The 20120-nt window shown below is 63.3% G+C and carries 16 protein-coding genes; 5 read left to right on the top strand and 11 right to left on the bottom strand.

From position 1 onward, the window contains the following. Positions 1-21: 21 nt before the first annotated feature. Together MHX52_RS00190 and MHX52_RS00185 are read right to left on the bottom strand one after the other, a co-directional pair. Positions 22-984: a hydrogen peroxide-inducible genes activator gene (locus MHX52_RS00190; protein ID WP_239315940.1), complete on the bottom strand. Its 963-nt coding sequence runs from the start codon at positions 982-984 to the stop codon at positions 22-24. 71 nt (positions 985-1055) lie between these two features. Beyond that, positions 1056-3134, bottom strand: coding sequence for a neutral/alkaline non-lysosomal ceramidase N-terminal domain-containing protein (locus MHX52_RS00185; protein WP_239315939.1), 2079 nt, complete (start codon positions 3132-3134; stop codon positions 1056-1058). A gap of 249 nt (positions 3135-3383) precedes the next feature. Here MHX52_RS00185 and hrpA point away from each other — a divergent pair, with 249 nt between their 5' ends. After that, a complete protein-coding gene (gene hrpA / locus MHX52_RS00180; RefSeq protein ID WP_239315938.1) occupies positions 3384-7385 on the top strand; it encodes an ATP-dependent RNA helicase HrpA in 4002 nt (1333 codons plus the stop codon). Positions 7386-7398: 13 nt separating this feature from the next. On the opposite strand, the gene nrdR is transcribed toward hrpA, so the two are convergent. Together nrdR and MHX52_RS00170 are read right to left on the bottom strand one after the other, a co-directional pair. Next, complete coding sequence (nrdR, locus tag MHX52_RS00175; protein WP_035003731.1) at positions 7399-7890, bottom strand: transcriptional regulator NrdR; 492 nt, start codon at positions 7888-7890, stop codon at positions 7399-7401. A gap of 99 nt (positions 7891-7989) precedes the next feature. After that, positions 7990-8373 (bottom strand): hypothetical protein, encoded by a 384-nt coding sequence (locus tag MHX52_RS00170; RefSeq protein WP_035003728.1) that lies wholly within the window; start codon positions 8371-8373, stop codon positions 7990-7992. Between the two features lie 333 nt (positions 8374-8706). Here MHX52_RS00170 and lexA point away from each other — a divergent pair, with 333 nt between their 5' ends. Further along, positions 8707-9507, top strand: a complete 801-nt coding sequence (gene lexA / locus MHX52_RS00165) for a transcriptional repressor LexA (RefSeq protein ID WP_049050489.1) — start codon at positions 8707-8709, stop codon at positions 9505-9507. Positions 9508-9567: 60 nt separating this feature from the next. Then, the gene (locus MHX52_RS00160) at positions 9568-10365 is read left to right on the top strand and encodes a DeoR/GlpR family DNA-binding transcription regulator (RefSeq protein ID WP_239315937.1); all 798 of its coding nucleotides are present in this window, start codon (positions 9568-9570) and stop codon (positions 10363-10365) included. Positions 10366-10392: 27 nt separating this feature from the next. Here MHX52_RS00160 and hflX read toward each other — a convergent pair whose 3' ends face one another. Continuing rightward, complete coding sequence (hflX, locus tag MHX52_RS00155; protein WP_035003718.1) at positions 10393-11847, bottom strand: GTPase HflX; 1455 nt, start codon at positions 11845-11847, stop codon at positions 10393-10395. A gap of 68 nt (positions 11848-11915) precedes the next feature. Here hflX and MHX52_RS00150 point away from each other — a divergent pair, with 68 nt between their 5' ends. Further along, on the top strand, positions 11916-12695 hold the full coding sequence (locus MHX52_RS00150; protein WP_049050514.1) for a hypothetical protein: 780 nt from the start codon (positions 11916-11918) through the stop codon (positions 12693-12695). A 7-nt stretch (positions 12696-12702) separates the two neighbouring features. Here the strand turns inward: MHX52_RS00150 and dapF are convergent, their stop codons facing one another. Continuing rightward, positions 12703-13569, bottom strand: coding sequence for a diaminopimelate epimerase (gene dapF, locus MHX52_RS00145; protein WP_239315936.1), 867 nt, complete (start codon positions 13567-13569; stop codon positions 12703-12705). A gap of 34 nt (positions 13570-13603) precedes the next feature. Beyond that, positions 13604-14536, bottom strand: coding sequence for a tRNA (adenosine(37)-N6)-dimethylallyltransferase MiaA (gene miaA, locus MHX52_RS00140; protein WP_035003715.1), 933 nt, complete (start codon positions 14534-14536; stop codon positions 13604-13606). Positions 14537-14665: 129 nt separating this feature from the next. Here miaA and MHX52_RS00135 point away from each other — a divergent pair, with 129 nt between their 5' ends. Next, positions 14666-16009, top strand: a complete 1344-nt coding sequence (locus tag MHX52_RS00135) for a DUF349 domain-containing protein (protein ID WP_239315934.1) — start codon at positions 14666-14668, stop codon at positions 16007-16009. On the opposite strand, the gene MHX52_RS00130 is transcribed toward MHX52_RS00135, so the two are convergent. The 4 genes from MHX52_RS00130 to recA form a co-directional block, all read right to left on the bottom strand. Next, positions 16006-16749 carry a hypothetical protein gene (locus tag MHX52_RS00130; protein ID WP_239315932.1) on the bottom strand — a complete coding sequence of 248 codons (744 nt, stop codon included), beginning with the start codon at positions 16747-16749 and terminating at the stop codon, positions 16006-16008. The genes MHX52_RS00135 and MHX52_RS00130 overlap by 4 nt on opposite strands. Beyond that, positions 16742-18280 (bottom strand): tRNA (N6-isopentenyl adenosine(37)-C2)-methylthiotransferase MiaB, encoded by a 1539-nt coding sequence (miaB, locus tag MHX52_RS00125; RefSeq protein ID WP_239315930.1) that lies wholly within the window; start codon positions 18278-18280, stop codon positions 16742-16744. Before miaB ends, MHX52_RS00130 begins: the two co-directional genes overlap by 8 nt. Positions 18281-18344: 64 nt before the next feature. Next, the gene (gene recX, locus MHX52_RS00120) at positions 18345-18941 is read right to left on the bottom strand and encodes a recombination regulator RecX (RefSeq protein WP_239315928.1); all 597 of its coding nucleotides are present in this window, start codon (positions 18939-18941) and stop codon (positions 18345-18347) included. Positions 18942-18943: 2 nt separating this feature from the next. After that, on the bottom strand, positions 18944-20071 hold the full coding sequence (gene recA / locus MHX52_RS00115) for a recombinase RecA (protein ID WP_070487618.1): 1128 nt from the start codon (positions 20069-20071) through the stop codon (positions 18944-18946). Positions 20072-20120 lie beyond the last annotated feature (49 nt).

Below are 20120 nucleotides of genomic sequence, written 5' to 3'. Positions count from 1 at the left end.
AACCCCGGGCTAACCACTGGCTTAGAGGTAGGTCTCCAGCACGCGGCGGCTATCCTTCGCCACGTGGTTGAAGGACTGCGCCACGATCTCCCCCAGCGCCGCATAGTCGTCGATGCGCGTGGAGCTGGAGCGGTAGGCCATGCCGATCGTACGGCCGGCGCGCACGGCACCGCCGGCGAACGTCGCCAGGGAAATTCCCGGGCGCTGGCACTCCACGGCCACCGCGGACAGCGGCACCAGGATCGCACCCAAACCGGCAGCTACCAGCTGGATTACCGTGGACAGGCTTGCGGCGCGGGTCACGGAATGGCGCGGGTCGTTGGCCATGTCCACGGTGCGACACAGCTCCAGGATCTGGTCGCGCAGGCAGTGCCCGTCGTCCAGCAGCAACAGCTCGATGTTCTTCAACTCGTCGACCGCCAGGTCCTTACGACCGGCCAGAGGGTGGCCCTCAGGCAGAACCAGCACGAACTCTTCGGTGTACAGGTCAACGGTGTTCAGTCCGCCGCCTTCGCCCGGCATGCCGAGAATGGCAACGTCGATCTTGCCCTGGCGTAGTGCGTCGACCAGCAGCGGGGACTTTTCCTCCACGATGCGCGGCTCCAGCTTCGGGGCAACGTCGTTAACCGTGTGCAGCACGTCGGGCAGGATGTACGGCGCGACGGTGGGGATCATGCCGATGGCCAGCGAGCCGACCAGGCCGCCGTGGGCGCCGCGGGCGTGGGTGACGAAGGTCTCCAAGCTCTCCAGCGTCGCCTGCGCGAATGGCAGCAGTCCCCGCCCCACCGGGGTGACGATGACCTTGCGAGTGGATCGTTCGATCAGCTGCACGCCAAGCCCCGCCTCCAGCGCTGCCAGCGCTTGAGACAGCGACGGCTGGGAGATCCCCAGGTGCGAGGCGGCGGTGCCGAAGTGACCGTGTTCGGCGATGGTCACGAAGGTACGTAGTTGGGCAACTGTTGGTCGATACTCTCTTTGAACCACGTCCTCAACTCTACAGCAATTATTAGAAAAGTATAATTACAACCGGAAAAATAAGTACCTTTGCCCTATATCTAGCTCACCTGTAGTTCAGCGGTCCCCTCGAAGGGCGAAAGCTTGCCCAGGAAGGCCTTCCAATCGCCCTTGAGACGCACGGTGTACTTGCCGGGCTGCACATCGCGTGTGCCCCACTCGACGGTGGTGCGTGTCTGCCCGAAAGAATTCTCGAAGGTGATTAGAGTGTTCTCGCTAGAGTCGTCCGCGACCACCTTCCCGCTGGCGTCCTCGATCGTCACGTAGCCCTCGCCGTGGCGCATGTCGTTGTTCGGGTTCGCGCCTACAAATACCACCCGCGCCTGCGAGCCGGCCTTCACCTCCCTGGGCGCTTCCAGCACCTCGCCGAACTTCTTGCCCGGCGGCGGCGCATCCATCCAGTTGTCGCTGCCCGGCACATTCGGGATCAGCCCCGTCAGATCACCCGCGGGCTGCCCGACCTCCACGGGCTTGCCCTCCTTGAGGGCGCGGGCCATCTCGTCGAGCACGTCCTGGAACGCGGGCAGCTGATACTGGCCGAAAATCGTCGCACCGCCCTCGTAGTTCTGCGCCTCGTACTCTTCGGGCGTGGTGATGTAGTGGCCGTAGGCGTTGGTGTACCCCTGTACCACGATGGTGTTCTCAGGCACGCCCAGCGCCGCTGCCACGGTGCGCTTCATGCGCAAGCCGCTGGTGACCGTTGGCTCGAAGCCGAGGCTCACCAGCACAAACGAGCCCAGGCGGTGGATCGTGAACGGGTGAACCTGCTGGATCATGCCGTCGATGTAGCCCATCGGCAGCAGGCCCTCCTTCGGGCCGTGGATATCCTTGATCTCCTGGGGCGAAAGGAAGTTGTTGAGGTCGCGCACCCACGGATTACCACCGCGCTCGCCCTCATTGAAGCCCAGGATGGGCACACCGCCGCCGTCTTCCTGCGAGGACGCAGCAAAAGCCGCCCCCAGAATCGCCGGCCCCAGCTTGTGCTCCTTCTTGTCCGGGGTAAAGCGCGGGCTGGCTACCAGCTGCGGGCAGTTCACCCATCGCATGCGCCCGTCGATACCACCTGCTGACCAGTCCTTGCCTAGGTCATTGGTCGCCGCCATCATCCGCTCACCGAGGATCTGCGCAGATTCGCGCTCGTCTGCTCCCGGCCCGGAGTTGGGCGTCAATCCCATATTCGGCGTGATGTCACCGGGCGTCATGTTGGCGAAAGCAGCGACAAACGGCGCATCTTCGGGGTGGCGGTGCACCACTCCGTGAGCTTCCTCGGTCGCCCAGGCGGCGTACCCCTTGTTGTCGCCTGCGATGTGCTTGTACTCCGCGCCGAAGCTCGTCGGGTGCAGCGAGTACCAGTTGATCAAGCCGACCTGCTTGCCACCGCGCGAAACATGGAGGGTCACACTGCGGGTGTCCACCCCGTTGGGTAGCGCCTTCTTGTCCTCTTCGGGGTTGCGGTCCCACGAGGTCTTTGACCTATTGACGCCCGCATCAGCGACCGTCGTCTCAGCAACCGTGACGTCTGAAGGCTGGATGTCCGCGTGCGCGCGTTCAATGGCGGTAACAATTCCCGCCACCGTAGCCTCGAAGGTCTTCGGGCGGAAGCCACCGTGGGTGATGTCGACCATCAAATGCTGGGACGTGCCGCCTGGAGCCACGTGAGTGTGGGTGGCCGTAAGCACGACGTTGGTCTGGTCGTACAGGTCCCCGAACTTCTCCTTGAGGCGGCGGAGCACCTCCAGGTGGATGGACTGGAACATCAGCCCAACGTCGCAGGTGACGTGGACGAAACGGGAGTTGTCGCGGTTGGCGTCAACAAAAATAAACGCGCGGGCGTACTGGCGGCGCTGAATACCGACGGTCTTCTGCTCGTCCACGGCGTAGCCGAACATGCCGGCGCCCCAGGGCTCGCCGGTCATGTCCGCCAGACCGCGGCCGACGTGGAAGCCTCCTCCACTGCCGCCACTAGCTTCCTGCGCGCTTGCTCCGGGCGCACCGGCGGAGGCCCAGAGTACGGTGCCGGATACCGCAGCCATTCCACGGAAGAAGTTGCGACGGCTGAGCTGGGACTTCAGCGGGTTCTGCAGATTGTTCGGGGTGGTGTTCTGGCCGTGTTCACACATGGGGTCTCTCGTTTCTCAAAACTACTTAAAAAGTTAGATTGTTTTGACTAGCGAAAGACTAGACCGAATCCATGGGGTTGCGGGATAGTTTGTGTATATTAAGCAAACATTTATGGTCCTCTAATCTTGTTTGGGGGTAAAAACTGTTCAGGGGTGCAGGTTCCTCCTCTGGAGGCTCATTGCTAGAATCGGCCTGTTCAGCCCCGTAAACACGGGGAAATTCTGGCAAGCGAGACGGGTGATTCACACATGACGGAAGCGCACGGGTCGGCCTCCCCCACCAACGAAGGCCGCACCCAGGGCAAGTCGCAGGGGCGCAGGCGCTCCCGGCGACGCTCAAACAAGCGCCGCCGCCCGCAATTCATCCGCACCATTCCGCCGATTACCTACCCCGACCTGCCGGTCTCCGAGCGGCGAGAAGACATCAAAAAGGCCATCGAGGACAACCAGGTGGTCATCATCGCCGGTGAAACCGGCTCGGGTAAGACCACCCAGATTCCCAAGATGTGCCTGGAACTCGGCCGCGGACGCACCAAGGTCATTGGTCACACCCAGCCGCGCCGCATCGCGGCCCGCAGCGTGGCCGAGCGCATCGCGGAGGAACTTGACCAACAGATCAGCGACGATACTTCCCTGGTCGGCTACAAGATCCGCTTTGACGATACGATCTCCAAGCACACCGCCGTAAAGCTCATGACCGACGGTGTGCTGCTCAACGAGATCCAGCGCGACCGCCTCTTGCGGGACTACGACACGATCATCGTCGACGAGGCCCACGAGCGCAGCCTCAACATCGACTTCCTCCTGGGCTACCTGAAGCAGCTGCTGCCGAAGCGGCCGGACTTGAAGGTCATCATCACCTCCGCGACGATCGACCCCGAGAGCTTCGCGGAGCACTTTGCGGACGCTTCCGGTTCCCCCGCCCCCATCATCGAGGTCTCGGGGCGTACCTACCCGGTGGAGATTCGCTATCGCCCGCTCGTGACGGAACGGGAGAACCCGAAAACCGGCGAGGTCATCGAGGTGGAGACCGACCCCCTGGACGGACTCGTCGCTGCGTGTAAGGAACTGATGCGCGCCGGCGAGGGCGACATCCTGTGCTTCTTCTCCGGCGAACGCGAGATCCGCGATGCCGCCGAGGCACTGGAAGGTGAGTTCGCCGGCGCCGGCGGCGCACGCAAGGTAGACGTGTTACCGCTGTTCGGCCGCCTTTCGAACGCCGAGCAGCACCGTGTGTTCCGCACCGGGCCACGCCGCCGCATCGTGCTGGCCACCAACATCGCGGAAACCTCGCTGACGGTTCCTGGCATCCACTACGTCGTGGACACTGGCTATGCCCGCATCTCCCGCTACTCCAACCGCACCAAAGTCCAACGCCTGCCGGTGGAGCCCATCAGCCAGGCCAGCGCCAAGCAGCGCTCCGGCCGCTCGGGCCGCATCGCCGACGGCATCGCCATCCGCCTGTACTCCGAAGAGGACTTCGAGGCGCGCCCCGAGTTCACCGACCCGGAGATCCTGCGCACCCACCTGTCCAGCGTGATCCTGTCCATGGCCGCCCTTGGCCTAGGCGATATTGAACGCTTCCCGTTCCTGCAGGCACCCGACAGCAAGTCGATCCGTGACGGTGTAGCTCTACTGCAGGAGCTCGGCGCGTTGGCGTCAACAAAGGACGCAGCGCTTACCCCCATCGGCCGCGACATGGCGCGCATCCCCACCGATCCGCGGCTCGCGCGCATGCTGGCGGCCGGGCATGCAAACAACATCATCGAACCCATCGCGGTCATCGTGTCCGCCCTGTCCATCCAGGACGTGCGCGAACGTCCGCTGGAAAAGCAGCAACAGGCTGACGAAATGCACGCTCGTTTCAAGGCGAACTCAGACTTTGTGAGCCTACTGAAGCTCTGGAACTACCTGCAGGAACAGCGCCAGGAGCTGTCCGCGAACAAGTTCCGCAAGCTGTGCCAGCGGGAGTTTATCCACTATGTGCGCGTCCGCGAATGGATGGATCTGGTGCGCCAAATGCTTTCCGTCGTGCAGGACCTTAGCTGGAAGATACCGAATATCCGCCACGTGAGGGAGCTCGTTTTCGAGCCGGAGACGATCGACGAGGATCTGGTTCACAAGTCCATTCTTACTGGCCTTTTAACCCACGTGGGGATGCGCGAAGGCAACTCCAAGCAGTTCACCGGCACCCGTGGCTCGCACTTTGTGGTGCATCCTTCCTCGCACGTGTCCAAGAAGCCCCCACAGTGGCTTATGGCCGCTGAGCTGGTGGAAACCTCGCAGGTCTTCGCCCGCACGGTAGGGCCCATCGACCCGAGCTGGATCGAAGCGATCGCCCCGCACATGGTGAAATACAACTATTCGGAGCCGGTGTGGTCGTCTTCCCGTGGGGCGGCAATGGTGCACGAAAAGGTGCTGCTTCTGGGGTTGCCGATCGTCGCCGACCGGATGGTCAATGCATCGAAGGTGGATCGGGCCTTGGCACGCGAATTGTTCATCCGGCACGCGCTCGTGGAGGGCGATTGGAGAACCCGCCACCACTTCTTCGCCCACAACCAAAAGCTTCTCTCCGAGGCTACCGAGTTGGAGGATAAGGCTCGCCGCCGCGATATCGTTGTCGACGATCAAACGCTCTTTGATTTTTATGACGCCCGCTTGCCAGAGAAAATCGTTTCCTCCCGGCACTTTGATTCCTGGTGGAAGAAGGCTCGCCATAAAGACCCGCATCAGCTGGATTTCACACTCGACGCACTGATCGACTCGGAGGAGGCCGCGAAGGCTGCCGACGAGTTCCCCGACGTGTGGAGGCAGGGCAGCCTGGAATTCGAACTTAGCTACGTCTTCTTGCCAGGCGACCCGGACGACGGCATGACGATGCGCGTGCCGATCCCACTGCTGGCGAACGTCTCCGAGCCGGAGACGCGCTGGTTGGTGGCCGGTATGCGGGAGGAGCTGGCGATCGCCCTTATCCGTTCCCTGCCCAAGCCTTTGCGCACGAGTGTGGTGCCCGCCAGCAACTTCGCCGCTGCTGCTCTGCGTCGGATGGTTCCCTTTGACGGGGAGTTTGGGTTTGCGCTGGCCGAGGCGCTGCGCGAGCTCGGCGGCCAGGGGATCTCCGCACAGGACTTCGACTGGTCTCGGGTTCCCGGGCACTTACGCATGCAGTTTGCCGCCATCGACCGCCGAGGAAACGTGATCGAGAAGTCCCGCGACCTGCAGTACTTGCAGAACAAGCTGGCCGGGCAGGTCACGTCCGCGATTGCGCAGGCCGCCGCGCGTTCCAAGACCGCTGCCCCGAGCGATGCGGCGCAGCATACGCCGTCGCGCCGGAAGGGGTCGAAGAAGCAGGCCGGAACGTCCACCGGCGTGCTGGCCACTGCAGATGAGTGGACCGTGGATGGCATCGGCGTGCTGCCGGAGACGGTGGAAACGGTGGTGGATGGCCAGACCCTCAACACCTACCCTGCGATCGTCATCTCTAAGCGCGGCGCAGAGGGAGCAGCCAAGGACCGGGTGACCTTGAAGGCCTTCCCCACCAAGCAGGCGGCGGACGGCCAGCAATTTACGACGGTGCTGAACATGATGGTTGCGGCCTGCACTGTGTCGCCGAAGCAGATGATCAAGGGGCTGCCGCTGCGCCAGCGGGTGGCCATGGAGAATACTCCCGGGGGCGTGGACGGCCTTGTGAACGACGTTGTGGCGCTGGCATGCCGCGACATGCTGATGAAGCTGGGGCCGGTGATCCGCGATCCGGAGAAGTGCGAGGAGGTAGTTGGGACCGCACGATCCCAGGGGCCGGGCCGGGTGCGGCAGTATGTCGTTGCCCTGGCTCCTGCGGTGCTGGCGGTAGCCGATATGTCAGCGGAGCTTAAGGGCTGGTCGGGCGAGGCTATCGACGATATGCGCGCACAACTCGACTTCTTCTTGGGCAAGCACGCTATCGCTCGTAATGGCATTGAGCACATGCGCCATGTTCCGCGTTATGTGGAGGCGATGCGTGCACGCCTGGAGCTGATGAAGACGGATCCGGACAAGGAGGAGGATCTGGACGATCAGGTCCAGGAGGCCTTCGAGTTATTAGAAAAGACCAAGAAGCGCCTACCTACTGCGCGGGCTGCCTCGCCGCAGATTAAGGAGGTGCGCTGGATGATCGAGGAGCTCCGGGTCAGCCTCTTCGCCCAGAACCTCGGCACGGCTCATTCGGTTTCCCTGCAGCGAATCCGGAAGAAGCTGGAGAAGATTCGCTAGGTTATCCTCGCCGCTAGTTTTCTTCGTCGGTGGGTTCCAGTTGAGGCTCAGCTAGGGCGTGGCGGTGCGCCCGCAGGGATTCGATCTCCTGCTCGAAGTCTTCGGCGCAGTTGAAGGACTTATACACCGAGGCAAAGCGCAGATATGCAACCTCGTCTAGGGTGCGCAACGGGTCGAGGATCGCCAAGCCGATCTGGTTAGCGGGGACTTGTGACCCATGTGCCACGCGCACTGCCTGCTCCACCTCGTGTGCAAGGCGCTTCAAAGCGTCATCAGAGACGTCGCGCCCTTGGCATGCCCGCCGAACGCCCTTGATGACCTTTTCCCTGCTGAACTCCTCGGTCACCCCGTTTCGCTTGACCACCAACAGGACGGATCTTTCGATGGTCGTGAAACGCGTCTGACACTCGCTGCACTCACGGCGGCGGCGAATGGATACGCCCATTTCGATAGAGCGCGAGTCGACTACGCGGGAGGATTCAGAACTGCAAGAGGGGCACAACACGCCACCCAGCTTAGTCCTTCACCTCAACGGGACAGAAGCTACAGAAACTACAAAAGCTACAGAAGCTACAGACTTGGTCGCCACCTAGATGGGTCCTCCTTAAGGGATCAGCATGGGCGCGAGGCCAACTAGTGCGGACATTGCCCCCAAGGACACCATGGTCGCACCCGGAGAGTGAACCACGCGATCCACACGCGCCCGAATCGCCTCGATACGGTTCGGCTGTACTTCGAACACCCTTTCGTTAGCGCCCGAAATCCGCGCAGCCCTCTCCCTGGATATCGAACGGGCTACCGGCGCCGTAGAGTAGCCGTAGGTGTTCGATTTGCGCCCCTCACTCACCTGATCCCAATCCGGCTTAAGCACCCGCGGCTGGCGCAGCGGGGCTACCCGATCGTGGCGCGTCACCCGGGCGCGCGTGGCAGAAGAACGGAAGGTCGCAGACTGGCGAGACGTTGCAGGGCGTACGATCGAGGTGGTCATCTACTTACTCCTTGGTGTATTGGCGGCATATCAGCAGCGCATCGGCGCCACCTTCGAGGCGGTGCACAAGACTTGCTTCGCTGCGATTCACAGTGAACCATCTGCGCCAGACATGTTGTGGATAATTAATAGAACACTAGATCACGTGTTCTAATTTCGGTTACACTCAGAAATTTAGCACGCCCGTTCGAACGTGTCTAGCGGAATCTAAACTTTTTCGAACACACACACTAGAAATTCTCCTTTTATCGGGTAAAGTCGATTGAGACAGCTGAAGCGAACAGCTACTGCCGAGTACCGAATCCACACCGAATACCGAGCGAGGTAGATCCCGTGAGCACCGACGATTCCACCGATAGCCCCACACCGCGCCCGCGGCTTGGCCGCCCGCCGAAGTCGGAAGCCGACAAGCGTGCGGAGAAGCAGGCCCAGAAGGATGGCCAGAAGCCTGCCTTGAGCACCCGCCAGCGCCGCATTCTGGAGGTCATTAAGGATTCGACGGTCATCCGTGGCTATCCACCGAGCATCCGCGAGATTGCGGACGCAGTGGGGCTGCACTCCACATCTTCGGTCTCCTACCACCTCACCCAACTCGAGAAGCGCGGCTACCTTCGCCGTGATGGCAAGCGCCCCCGCGCCGTCGACGTGCGGGCATTCGACGGTGGCCAGCTGGGCAACGAGGGCACGAAGAACAACACCAGCAAGCCCAAGGCCAACGCCCCGGCTCCGGAGCCGGCCGCCGACGGCGAGATCATGCCGGAGGCAACTTACGTTCCGGTCGTCGGCCAGATCGCTGCCGGCGCCCCTATCCTCGCGGAGCAGAACGTCGAAGCCCACTTCCCCCTCCCCCAGGAGCTCGTGGGGAATGGCGAGCTATTCCTGCTTCAGGTCGTGGGCGAATCGATGCACGACGCGGGCATTTTCAACGGTGACTGGGTTGTCGTCCGCTCGCAGTCTGTCGCCGAGTTCGGCGACTTCGTGGCGGCAATGATCGACGGGGAGGCAACGGTCAAGGAGTTCCAAAAGGATTCCGACGGCCTGTGGCTGATCCCCCACAATCCGCTGTTCGAACCCATTCCCGCCGAGGAAGCGACGATCCTGGGCAAGGTCGCCGCGGTCCTGCGCAAGATCTAGGTTCCCCCCATTGGTTCTGACGCCGCCGTTTCCCACCCGCAAGCAACTAAAATGACGCTTATGGAATCAGCAGAACGGCGCCGTCAGATACTCTCCCTCACCGCCATTCACGGCAGGGTAACTGTGAATGAATTGGCGGAGAAGTTCGGCGTCACCGCAGAAACAATTCGCCGCGACCTAGCGGTCCTCGACGACGGCGGCGAGCTCTTCCGCGTCCACGGCGGCGCCGTACCCGTACAGAACTTCCGTACGGACTTCACCACGCTCGCCACCAGGTCGAAGGCCGCCCTCGGGGCCAAGCGCGCAATCGCCCGGGCAGCGGTGCAGCTGCTGCCACCCTCTGGAACCGTGTTCATCGACGCAGGCACCACCACGGGCGTATTCGCCGAAGCAATCGCGGAAGCCAACGCAACGAACGACCCGAAGCTCATGGCGCCGAAGCTGAACATCGTCACGAACTCGCTGTTCATCGCCACTACCCTGGCGGAATCCTCGCGCTGCGATGTGCAGCTGATCGGCGGGCACGTCCGGGCGGCCTCCCAGGCCGTCGTCGGCGACCTAGCCACCCGCGCCCTCGGTGTACTACATGCGGACGTGTCCTTTATCGGCACCAACGCGCTCACCATCGACCACGGCCTATCCATCCCAGATGCTCAAGAGGGGGCAATCAAGCGCGCCATGGTCGCCAACTCCGATTCGGTAGTCGCCCTGTGCGATTCCACCAAGTTCGGCCTCGATTACCTCGTCAGTTTCGCCAGCATCGATGACATCGCCGCCATCGTCACCGACCGCGGCGCCCCCGAGCCGTACGTCAACGAACTAAGAAACTTAGGCATCGACGTCACCTTTGCCGACTAGCTCCGCCCGACTAGCTCCGCCGACTAGCTACTCAGTGACGACAAATTCCTCCAGCTCGGCGGCGACCACCTTCGGCAGCCGGACGTCCAGCTTGGTTCCGGCCGCGTCGTAATCCTCCGCAATCACCGTTCCCAGCTCGTGGACCTTGGCCACCACATCGCCACGGTCAAATGGAACGTGCAGGGTCACGTGAGAATCCAGCGAGTTGAGGAACAACTCCAGCTGGGCCTCCAATTCCGGAATGCCCTCCCCTGTCTTCGCGGACACATACACGGCATCCGGAATGCGGTGCCGCAGCTCCGCCAGCACCAGCGGGTCGGCTGCGTCGATCTTGTTGATGACCAAGATCTCCGGCGGCGCCTCCTGCCCGGATTCCTCCACGATCCCACCGATCACGGTGTTCACTGCCTTGATCTGCTCCAGCGGGAACGGGTCGGAGCCATCCACAACGTGCAGCACCACGTCGGCGGCCAGGACTTCCTCCAGAGTGGAACGGAACGCCTCCACCAGCTGCGTGGGCAGGTGGCGGACGAAGCCCACCGTGTCGCTGAACACCACTGTGCGACCGTCCGCCAGGCTCGCGCGGCGCGTCGTCGGATCCAGGGTGGCGAACAGGGCATCCTCAACCAACACACCCGCACCCGTCAGTGCGTTAATCAGGGAGGACTTGCCCGCGTTCGTGTATCCCGCAATCGCGATCTGAGGGATGGCCGAGGCGTCACGCCGCTCTCGCTTGACCTCGCGGGAGGTCTTCATCGCCGCAATCTCCTTGCGTAGCTTCGCCATGTCGGAACGCAGGCGGCGGCGATCCGCCTCGATCTTCGTCTCACCCGGACCGCGCAGGCCCACGCCGCCGTTGGATCCCGCACGACCGCCGGCCTGCCGGGACAGCGCGCCACCCCAGCCGCGCACGCGTGTGATGAGGTACTCCATCTGCGCCAGCGAGACTTGCGCCTTGCCTTCCTTGGACTTCGCATGCTGGGCGAAGATATCCAGAATTAGCATGGTCCGGTCGATCACCTTGACGTCCAGTGCCTTCTCAAGCGCGATCATCTGGCCCGGGCTCAGCTCACCGTCGCAGACCACGGTATCTGCACCGGTTTCTTGCACCACGGACTTCAGCTCCTCGACCTTGCCGCGGCCGATATAGGTGCCGGAATCCGGCTTGTCGCGCCGCTGGTAGAGCATCTCGGCCACCTCGGAGCCTGCGGTTTCGGCCAGGGCTCGCAGTTCCTCCAGGCTCGCCTCCACCTGCGCGATCGTCCCGGTGGTCCACACGCCGACCAGCACGACCTTCTCCAGCCTCAGCTTGCGGTACTCAACGTCGTAGCCGTCGGACTGTTCGTCTGTGTAGGTATTTACTCCGCGGGATAGCCGTCGGAGGCTCGAGCGCTCCTCCAGATCGAGCTCGCCGACCGTGGGCGCCGCGTGCGAATCATAAAGGTGTGTAGTGTGTTCGGTTTTATCCGTCTTTTCCGTCATTACGCTCTATTTTTACCTGTCAGGGGCGGTAAATAGGAAATTTGGTGCGGCGGACTAGAGTGGTGGGCATGATTCCTGAACTCCGCAGCATTGGTATGGATTTCCCCAAGTGGCAGCAGGCCCTCGAGGCCGCATATGGCTCCGGCAGCTTGGGAGTGTCGGGTGAGGTTCGCGGCGGCCAGGTTCTGCAGTTCGACGACCCCTCGGGCGCCCGCATGGTCGTGCTCGCCGTCGAGCCCTTCGGCTCCTTCGCCAGCTACACCGGCGGAGTGCCCGCCACGGCGCATCTGTCGATGCTGAACGACATCATCGGCGTGCTGGACGTCGTGGACGACAGCCCCATGCTGCAGATCTCCGGCCAGCAGGCACCGACGATCGCTTCCCTCACCGCCACCATCGCTCAAGGCCCCTTGCTTGTGGACGCCCCCTCGTTGGAGTACCACCAGTTCCACATTGGGGCTCTGGCCAACTCCGTACGCGTGTATGGGGGCTCCACTGAGTTCGCCAAGGACGGCGGCTTGAAGATCGGCGAGGTCAATTCGAGCGGTTTGCAAGATATCAACTCCCCGGCCACTGCCCCGCATGCCACGGCGGAGATCGCGGTGGAGGCCTCCGGTTGGTCCCTCAAGATCAACTCTCTGACGGGACAGAAGTTCTGGACCGCGACAGTGACCTCCCCCTTCGAGTTCACGGTGGTTCTTCCCGAGGACGCGGTCGACGAGGAGCTCGCACAGTCAGATGCCCCGCTGATCGTGGCCGGTACCGTGCAATTCACAGCCAGCACCGTGGACTCCGCTGGCTGCGGCGGCGCCTGCGGCTCCGGCAGCTGCGGCTGCGGTGGCCACTAGAAAGCCGTTAAAGCACAGTCTTTCCCCAGACCACGATCGCCGAGGGCCCGCGGAGGATCGAACCGTCCTCGGAGATCGCCACCTGCACGGCTCCCCCTGGAACGTGCACGGTGACGGTGCCTGTGGCCAGTTCGGCGTCAGCAAGGGCAGAAACAGCGGCGGCGACGGTACCGGTGCCGCAAGAGCGAGTTTCCCCCACACCGCGCTCGTGGACGCGCATGTGCACCGCGTCCGCATCGTCCAGAGGCGTGAGAACCTCCAGGTTCACCCCTGCCGGGAAGAACTCAGGATCGAACTGCACCTGCTGGTCGATCGGCAGCTTCTGCAGCTCCAGCGCCGTGAGGTTGGGCACCACCGCGGCTAGGTGCGGGTTGCCCATATCCACGCCTAGCCCCGCGACCTTCATGTCGCCCACCTGTGCGGTAGAAACACCCAGCACTTCCGGGGCGCCCATCTCCACGCTCACGATCGCGTGCTCTTGATTTTCTCCACTGATGTCGTGGACCTCCACCAGCTTGCGGCCCGCCCGGGTTCCAATGCCGAATTGTTCGCCAGCGCTGACCTTCCCTTGTCGGTAGAGCACATGGGCGAAGACACGCACTCCGTTGCCGCACATCTCGGCCAGGGAGCCGTCGGCGTTGCGGTAGTCCATGAACCATTCCTGACCGTGCACGCCCGCGGGAAGCTCGGCCAGAACGCCCGCGTTCAACAGTGCATCACCGGTGGCGATGCGAATCACGCCGTCGCCGCCGATCCCGGCCCGCCGGTCTGCAAGGTGTCGCACGCGATCCTCGGTGAGGTTCACCTGGGTCGCCTCGTCCATCAGGATAACGAAGTCATTCTCCGTGCCATGAGCCTTGATGAATTCGATCATGCGGAACACTTCCCTTGCTTAATAATGGCCTTGCTTACTGCTGGCCGCCAATCCCTAGCGCTTCCGTGGCCGCGCGGACCGGGTCGGACGAGTTGGCGTCAATCCAAATAATGCGCTTATCCCTGCGGAACCAGGAACGCTGCCGTCGAGCATAGCGACGGGTGCCGGTTATCGTGCGGTCCACGGCTTCCTCAAAAGTGAGCTCGCCCGCGAAATAGTCCAGCACCTGCGCGTATCCGATGGCCTGACCGGCGGTGGACTCGCGGACCAACCCATCGGCAACCAGGGCACGTACTTCCTCCACCAGGCCTTGGTCGAACATCTGGCGCACGCGCAACTCGATACGGGGGTTCAGCCACTCGGCGGGCGCGTTCAGCCCCAACAGGCGCATGTTCCAGCGGGGCGTGGAATTCTTCGGCGGCTGTGAGGCCGCGAAAGGCTTGCCGGTTAGCTCGATGACTTCGAGGGCGCGGACGGTGCGGCGCGGGTCGTTGTCCTCGATAATGCGCGCGGCCTCGGGGTCGATCGTCGCCAGGTGCTGGTGCATGGCGGCCACCCCACGGACGTCGAGCTCACGCTGCCACTTCTCGCGCACCATCGGATCCGTGGGCGGAAAGTCCCACTCGTCCACCAGCGCCTGGATGTACATCATGGAGCCGCCGACGATTATGGGCGTCTTGCCCCTGGAAAAAATTTTCTCCACCGTCTCGATCGCCCCCGCGCGATACTCCGCGACGCTTGCGGGCTTGGTCACCGGCCAAATATCCAGCTGGTGGTGCGGGATCCCCTGTCGCTCTGACGGCGGAACCTTGGCCGTTCCGATATCCATGCCGCGGTACAGCTGCATGGAATCGATGTTCACCACCTCCCCGTCCAGCCGCTTGGCCAGTTCCAGGGAGATCGCCGTCTTGCCAGAGGCGGTAGGGCCAACGACTGCGATCGGGCGGATCTCAGTGGAAGAACTCATAGAAACCCAGTCTAGCGGTGCGGCTGGTGTAATAATTACTTCATTGCCCTATACGAAGCTGAGAGGCTAAGAGGCTACAAGGCGTATAAGGCGATTGGCATGTTTTGGTTTTAGGTAGGAGTACCCGCAATGACTGATCCCACGAATCCTCGTCCGGTCCCGAAGCCCGGCCCAAAGCCGGGGCCCAAGCCAGGCGCCAAGCCTGGGCTGAAGGGAGTGCAGACCGGGGGTGTCAGCATCCCCAAGAACGACCCCGCGAAGTTCGGCCGCGTGGATGCGGACGGCGTGGCATGGCTGAAGACCGCCGACGGCGAGCGCCAGATCGGCGAGTTCAAGGCCGGTACTCCCGAAGAAGGGCTGAAGCACTTCGGCGCCCGCTACGACGACCTCAGCACCGAGGTGCAGATGCTCGAGGCGCGTCTGCAAAGCCACCCGGAACAAGCCCAGACTATTCGCCACGACGCGAAGATTCTGCAGGATTCCCTTCCCACCGCAGCCGTCATCGGCGACATTGCCGCGCTGGATGCCCGCCTAGACAAAATTTCCCAGCGCACCCAGACCGCCGAGAAGCAGGTCGCGGAGGCGAAGCAGGAGCGCCGCGATTCCGCATTGGCGCAGAAGGAAGAGCTGCTGGGAGAGGTCGAGGACATCGCCGCAGCCGACCCGTCCACCGTGAACTGGAAGCGCTCCGGCGAGCGCATCCGCGCGATCGTAGAGCAGTGGCGCAGCATCAAGGGCGTGGAGCGCTCCACCGACGACGAGCTGTGGAAGCGTTTCTCTAAGGCTCGCTCCGAGTTCAACCGCAAGCGTCAGGCGCACTTCGACGAGCTGGACCGCAACCGCGAGCGGGCGCGGCTAAAGAAGGAAGATCTGATCGAACAGGCCGAGGCGCTGCAGGATTCCACCGACTGGGGGCCAACCAGCGCCAAGTACCGCGACCTGATGAGCCAGTGGAAGGCCGCAGGCCGCGCCCCGCGCAACGTGGACGACCAACTGTGGGAGCGATTCCGCAAGGCACAAGACGTGTTCTTCGCCGCCCGCAAGGCGGATTCCGCCGAGCGCGACAAGGAGTTCGAATCCAACGCGGAGGCCAAGCAGGCTCTCATCGACGAGTACTCCCCGAAGGTAGATCCGCAGGCGCACGGAGTGGACAAGGCCCGCAAGGTTCTGCACGAGCTGCAGGAAAAGTGGGAACAGATCGGCTTCGTACCGCGCGGCCGCGTGCGTGAATTCGAGGACAAGATCAAGGCCATTGAGGCCCGCGTGGAGGAGGCTGCGGATGCCGAGTGGCGCCGCACCGACCCGGAGGCTCAGGCGCGCGTGGCCCAGTTCCAGGCAAAGGTGGACCAGTTCAACCGCGAGGCCGAGGCCGCGGAGAAAGCCGGTAAGTCCGCGAAGGCGGAGAAGCTACGCGGCCAGGCCGCGCAGTGGCAGGAGTGGGCGGACGCCGCCGCTGCCGCCGTGGAGGGCTAGTCCTCCTCGCTCTCCTGCTGGGGCTCGCTCTCCTTCTTTTCGATCTCGGCCTTGCGCTCACGGCGGGCCTTCGCGCGGGCGCGGCGGTCATCCACGATCACCGCATCCTCGCGATCCTCAATGCCGGTGCGCAGGCGCTGCTGCGCCAGGCGGGATTCTTCGTCGCGGTGTGCTTCTTCGCGCCGCGCCGCAGCCAGCGCCCGCTGCAGCGGATTCTTCTGAAACACCACCGCGGACAGGGCATAGAAGAGCACCGTTAGCCCCACCAGGCTGATCAGCAGCGGGATGGCCGGACCGTCACCCGACTCCGTCGGCGGCTGGGTCTGGCGCACCCAGATCGCAAACACGTTGTACCACCAGGCCACACCTGCAAAGACCCAGTTAACCCAGGCCACAATCCATGACTTCGAGACCAGTGTTCCGATGGTCAAAAGGATCGCCACGAGGCGCAGCCAAGAGAAAATCATCTCCGGCTTAGCCGTCGCGCCGTCCTGCGCCACCTGGGTGTTAAACAGCACGTCGTAGCCACGCACGTCGCCCGCATGCGTTAAGAAAATCATCACGAGGGGTACCAGGAAGCCGAATACAATCAGCGGCACGTAGCGGCCCAGCACCACGCGCCCGGCTATCTTGCGCTCGGCACCGCTGAGGTCGCCTCGGTACTGCGCCAGCGCGTCGTCTCCGACTTCCTGTTCGGAGCTCTTGGCGCTGCTATTGGCGCTCTTGCTCTCACTACTCACAGCCGCATCCTCCCGTGCTGCATCCGCCCGCCGACGTCGGCTCGGGCTTCTTTATGCTCGGCATTCCTAGTCCGACGCCCACAGGCGCCGTAGTCGGAGTCTCTCCCAACTCTGTCATGTCCCCCGCCCGGGTGCGCGTGTGGCTCGCGACTCCGCCATCGGCGATGAGGAAGTGCGGCGCGGCGTCAGTAATAACAACCTCCACGACGTCGCCTGCCCGGATGTCGCCTTCGGGCGTGAAGTGCACGAGGCGACCGTCTCGGGAGCGGCCCGAACGGCGGTGGGTGCGGTCGTTCTTACGCCCGTCGGCCTGCACCAGCAGTTCCTGCGTGGTGCCGATGAGCTTGCGGTTTTCCTCTTCGCTGATGCGCTCCTGCAGTGCGAGGAGGCGCTCGTAGCGGTCCTGCACGACGGCCTTCGGCACCTGGTTTTCCATCTCCGCGGCCGGAGTGCCGGGTCGCGGAGAATATTGGAACGTGAAGGCACTGGCGAAGCGGGCCTTCTCCACTACGTCCATGGTCGCCTGGAAGTCCTCCTCAGTTTCACCGGGGAAACCGACGATGATGTCGGTGGTGATCGCCGCGTGCGGGATGCGCTCGCGCACCTTGTCGAGGATCGCCAGGAACTTCTTGGAGCGGTAGGAGCGCTTCATGTCCTTCAGCACCTTGTCCGACCCGGACTGCAGCGGCATGTGCAGCTGCGGGCACACGGCGGGGGTTTCGGCCATCGCGTCGATCACGTCATCGGTGAACTCGGCCGGGTGGGGGCTGGTGAAGCGGAGGCGTTCTAGGCCTTCGATTTCCCCGCAGGCGCGCAGCAGCTTGGAGAATGCGGTGCGGTCGCGCTCGAGGGTTTCGTCGGCGAAGTTCACGCCGTAGGCGTTCACATTCTGCCCGAGCAGCGTCACTTCGCTCACGCCCTGCTCCACCAGCGCTTTGACCTCGGCCAGGATCTCGCCAGGGCGGCGGTCCTGCTCCTTGCCGCGTAGCGAGGGCACGATGCAGAAGGTGCAGGTGTTGTTGCAGCCGACGGATACGGAAACCCAGCCGGCGTAGGCGGATTCACGCTTGGCGGGGAGCACGGAGGGAAACTCCTCGAGCGCGTCGAAGATCTCCACCTCTGCCTTGTGGTTGTGCGCCGAGCGCTCCAGCAGGGTGGGCAGCGAGCCTAGGTTGTGGGTGCCGAAGACCACGTCGACCCAGGGGGCTTTGTCCACCACGGTCTGCTTGTCCTTCTGCGCCATGCATCCGCCCACGGCGATCTGCATGCCGGGGTGCTCGTCCTTGATGGCCTTCATCTGGCCCAGGGTTCCGTAGAGGCGCTTGTCCGCGTTCTCGCGGACGGCGCAGGTGTTAAACACCACGACGTCCGGCGTGGCGCCCTCGTTTGCGGGCACGTACCCGGAATCTTCCAGCAGGCCGGACAGTCGCTCGGAATCGTGGACGTTCATCTGGCAGCCGAAGGTGCGCACTTCGTAGGTGCGAGCGGCGCCAGAGTTCTCGCTCGTTTGCGTCTGAATCGTCTGTGTCACGTGGATTACCCTACCCCTTTGCCCACCGCGTTTAGAAAAGTGAGGTCTTAGCTAGTGACGCCCGCTACAACTCCTCTATTCGCGCGTCCAGCGCGCGGCGAGCATATGCCAGGGCTACGCCTTGCGGAAATCCGCGGCGGGCGGCCACGCCCACTACTCGGCGCAGTGCTTTGTCGTATTCCTTGCGGTCGGCGGGGCGGGTTTTTACGCTGGCTGCCTTCTTGGCTACGAGCTCCTCCAGGATCTGCTCCTGGGATTCCTCGTCCACTTGTGCCAGCGCGTCCTCGATCAGTACTGCGGCGATGCCCTTGCGTTGTAGTTCCCGGCGCAGCACGGCGACGGACTTCTTTTGATTCTTCTCCCGCTGTCGCACCCACTCTTTGGCGAACTCGGCGTCGTCCAGCATCCCGTTTGCCGTGCAGCGGTCGATGACCTCCTCCACGCCCTCGGGCTCGAACTCCGCATCGAGCAGCCTTTGGCGCAGCTCCTCCGTGGAGCGTGCTCGGTGATTGATCAAGCGCACCGCCTTGGCCTTGATCGGCGCGAGTCTTTCCTCCTCCGCCGCATCCAGGAACAGCTCGCCCTCGCCGGGCGAGTAGTTGGCGATCGCCTGCCGCAGCGCTTCTACCTTTTGGTCGCGCTCGCTTTGCCTAATCGGCATCGTCAGTTGGCATCGTCATCGTCGAAGTTCGGGCTCAGCTCTATGGGCTTGTCCTCGTCCGCCTGATCCTCAGCGGCTTCCCCAGCCGGCTCGTCCTTCATCTTGGCGTAGGGGCCGATCTTCAGTTCGCGGGCGATACGGTCCTCCAGCTCCGCGGACAGGTCCGGGTTGTTCTTGAGGAACTCGCGGGCCTTCTCCTTACCCTGGCCCAGCTGGTCGCCGTCGTAGGTGAACCAGGAACCGGATTTCTTAATCAGGCCGGTCTCCACACCCAGGTCAATGATGGAGCCCTCCCGCGAAATGCCCTCGCCGTAGAGGATGTCGAACTCCGCGATCTTGAACGGCGGCGAGACCTTGTTCTTCACGATCTTCAGGCGGGTTCGGTTACCCACCACATCCTGGCCATCCTTCAGCGCCTGGATACGGCGAATGTCGCAGCGCACGGAAGCGTAGAACTTCAGCGCCTTACCACCGGTGGTGGTCTCCGGAGAACCGAACATCACGCCGATCTTCTCACGCAGCTGGTTAATGAAGATCGCGGTCGTACCCGTCTGGTACAGCGCGCCGGTCATCTTGCGCAACGCCTGGCTCATCAGACGGGCCTGCAGGCCAACGTGCGAGTCGCCCATTTCGCCGTCGATCTCCGCCTTGGGCGTCAGCGCCGCCACGGAGTCCACCACGATGATGTCGATGGCGCCCGAGCGGATCAGCATGTCCGCGATCTCCAGCGCCTGCTCGCCCGTGTCCGGCTGGGAGACCAGCAGCGCGTCGGTATCCACACCCAGCGCGCGGGCGTACTCCGGGTCCAGCGCGTGCTCCGCATCCACGAAAGCCGCGATGCCACCGGCACGCTGCGCCTCCGCGATTGCGTGCAGCGCCACGGTGGTCTTACCGGAGGACTCCGGCCCGTAGATCTCCACCACACGACCGCGCGGGAAACCGCCGATGCCCAGTGCCGCGTTAATTGCGATGTTGCCAGAAGAAATCGCCTGGATCGGCGGGCGAGTGTCGTCGCCCAGGCGCATGATCGCACCCTTGCCGAAATCCTTCTCGATCTGCGCCATCGCAAGCTCCAGCGCCTTCGACCGATCCTTCCCCGCCGCGGCGGTCTGCTTCTTCTTCGGTGGCATAGAGTTGCTGCTCCTTACATCTGCTGTGACGTCCGGTGTGTTCAATTCC

The organism is Corynebacterium sp. ACRQJ (assembly GCF_022346045.1).
Lineage (GTDB): Bacteria > Actinomycetota > Actinomycetes > Mycobacteriales > Mycobacteriaceae > Corynebacterium > Corynebacterium evansiae.
The sequence above is the reverse complement of the archived record's forward strand: the minus strand, read 5'-3'. Positions and strand labels throughout refer to the sequence as shown.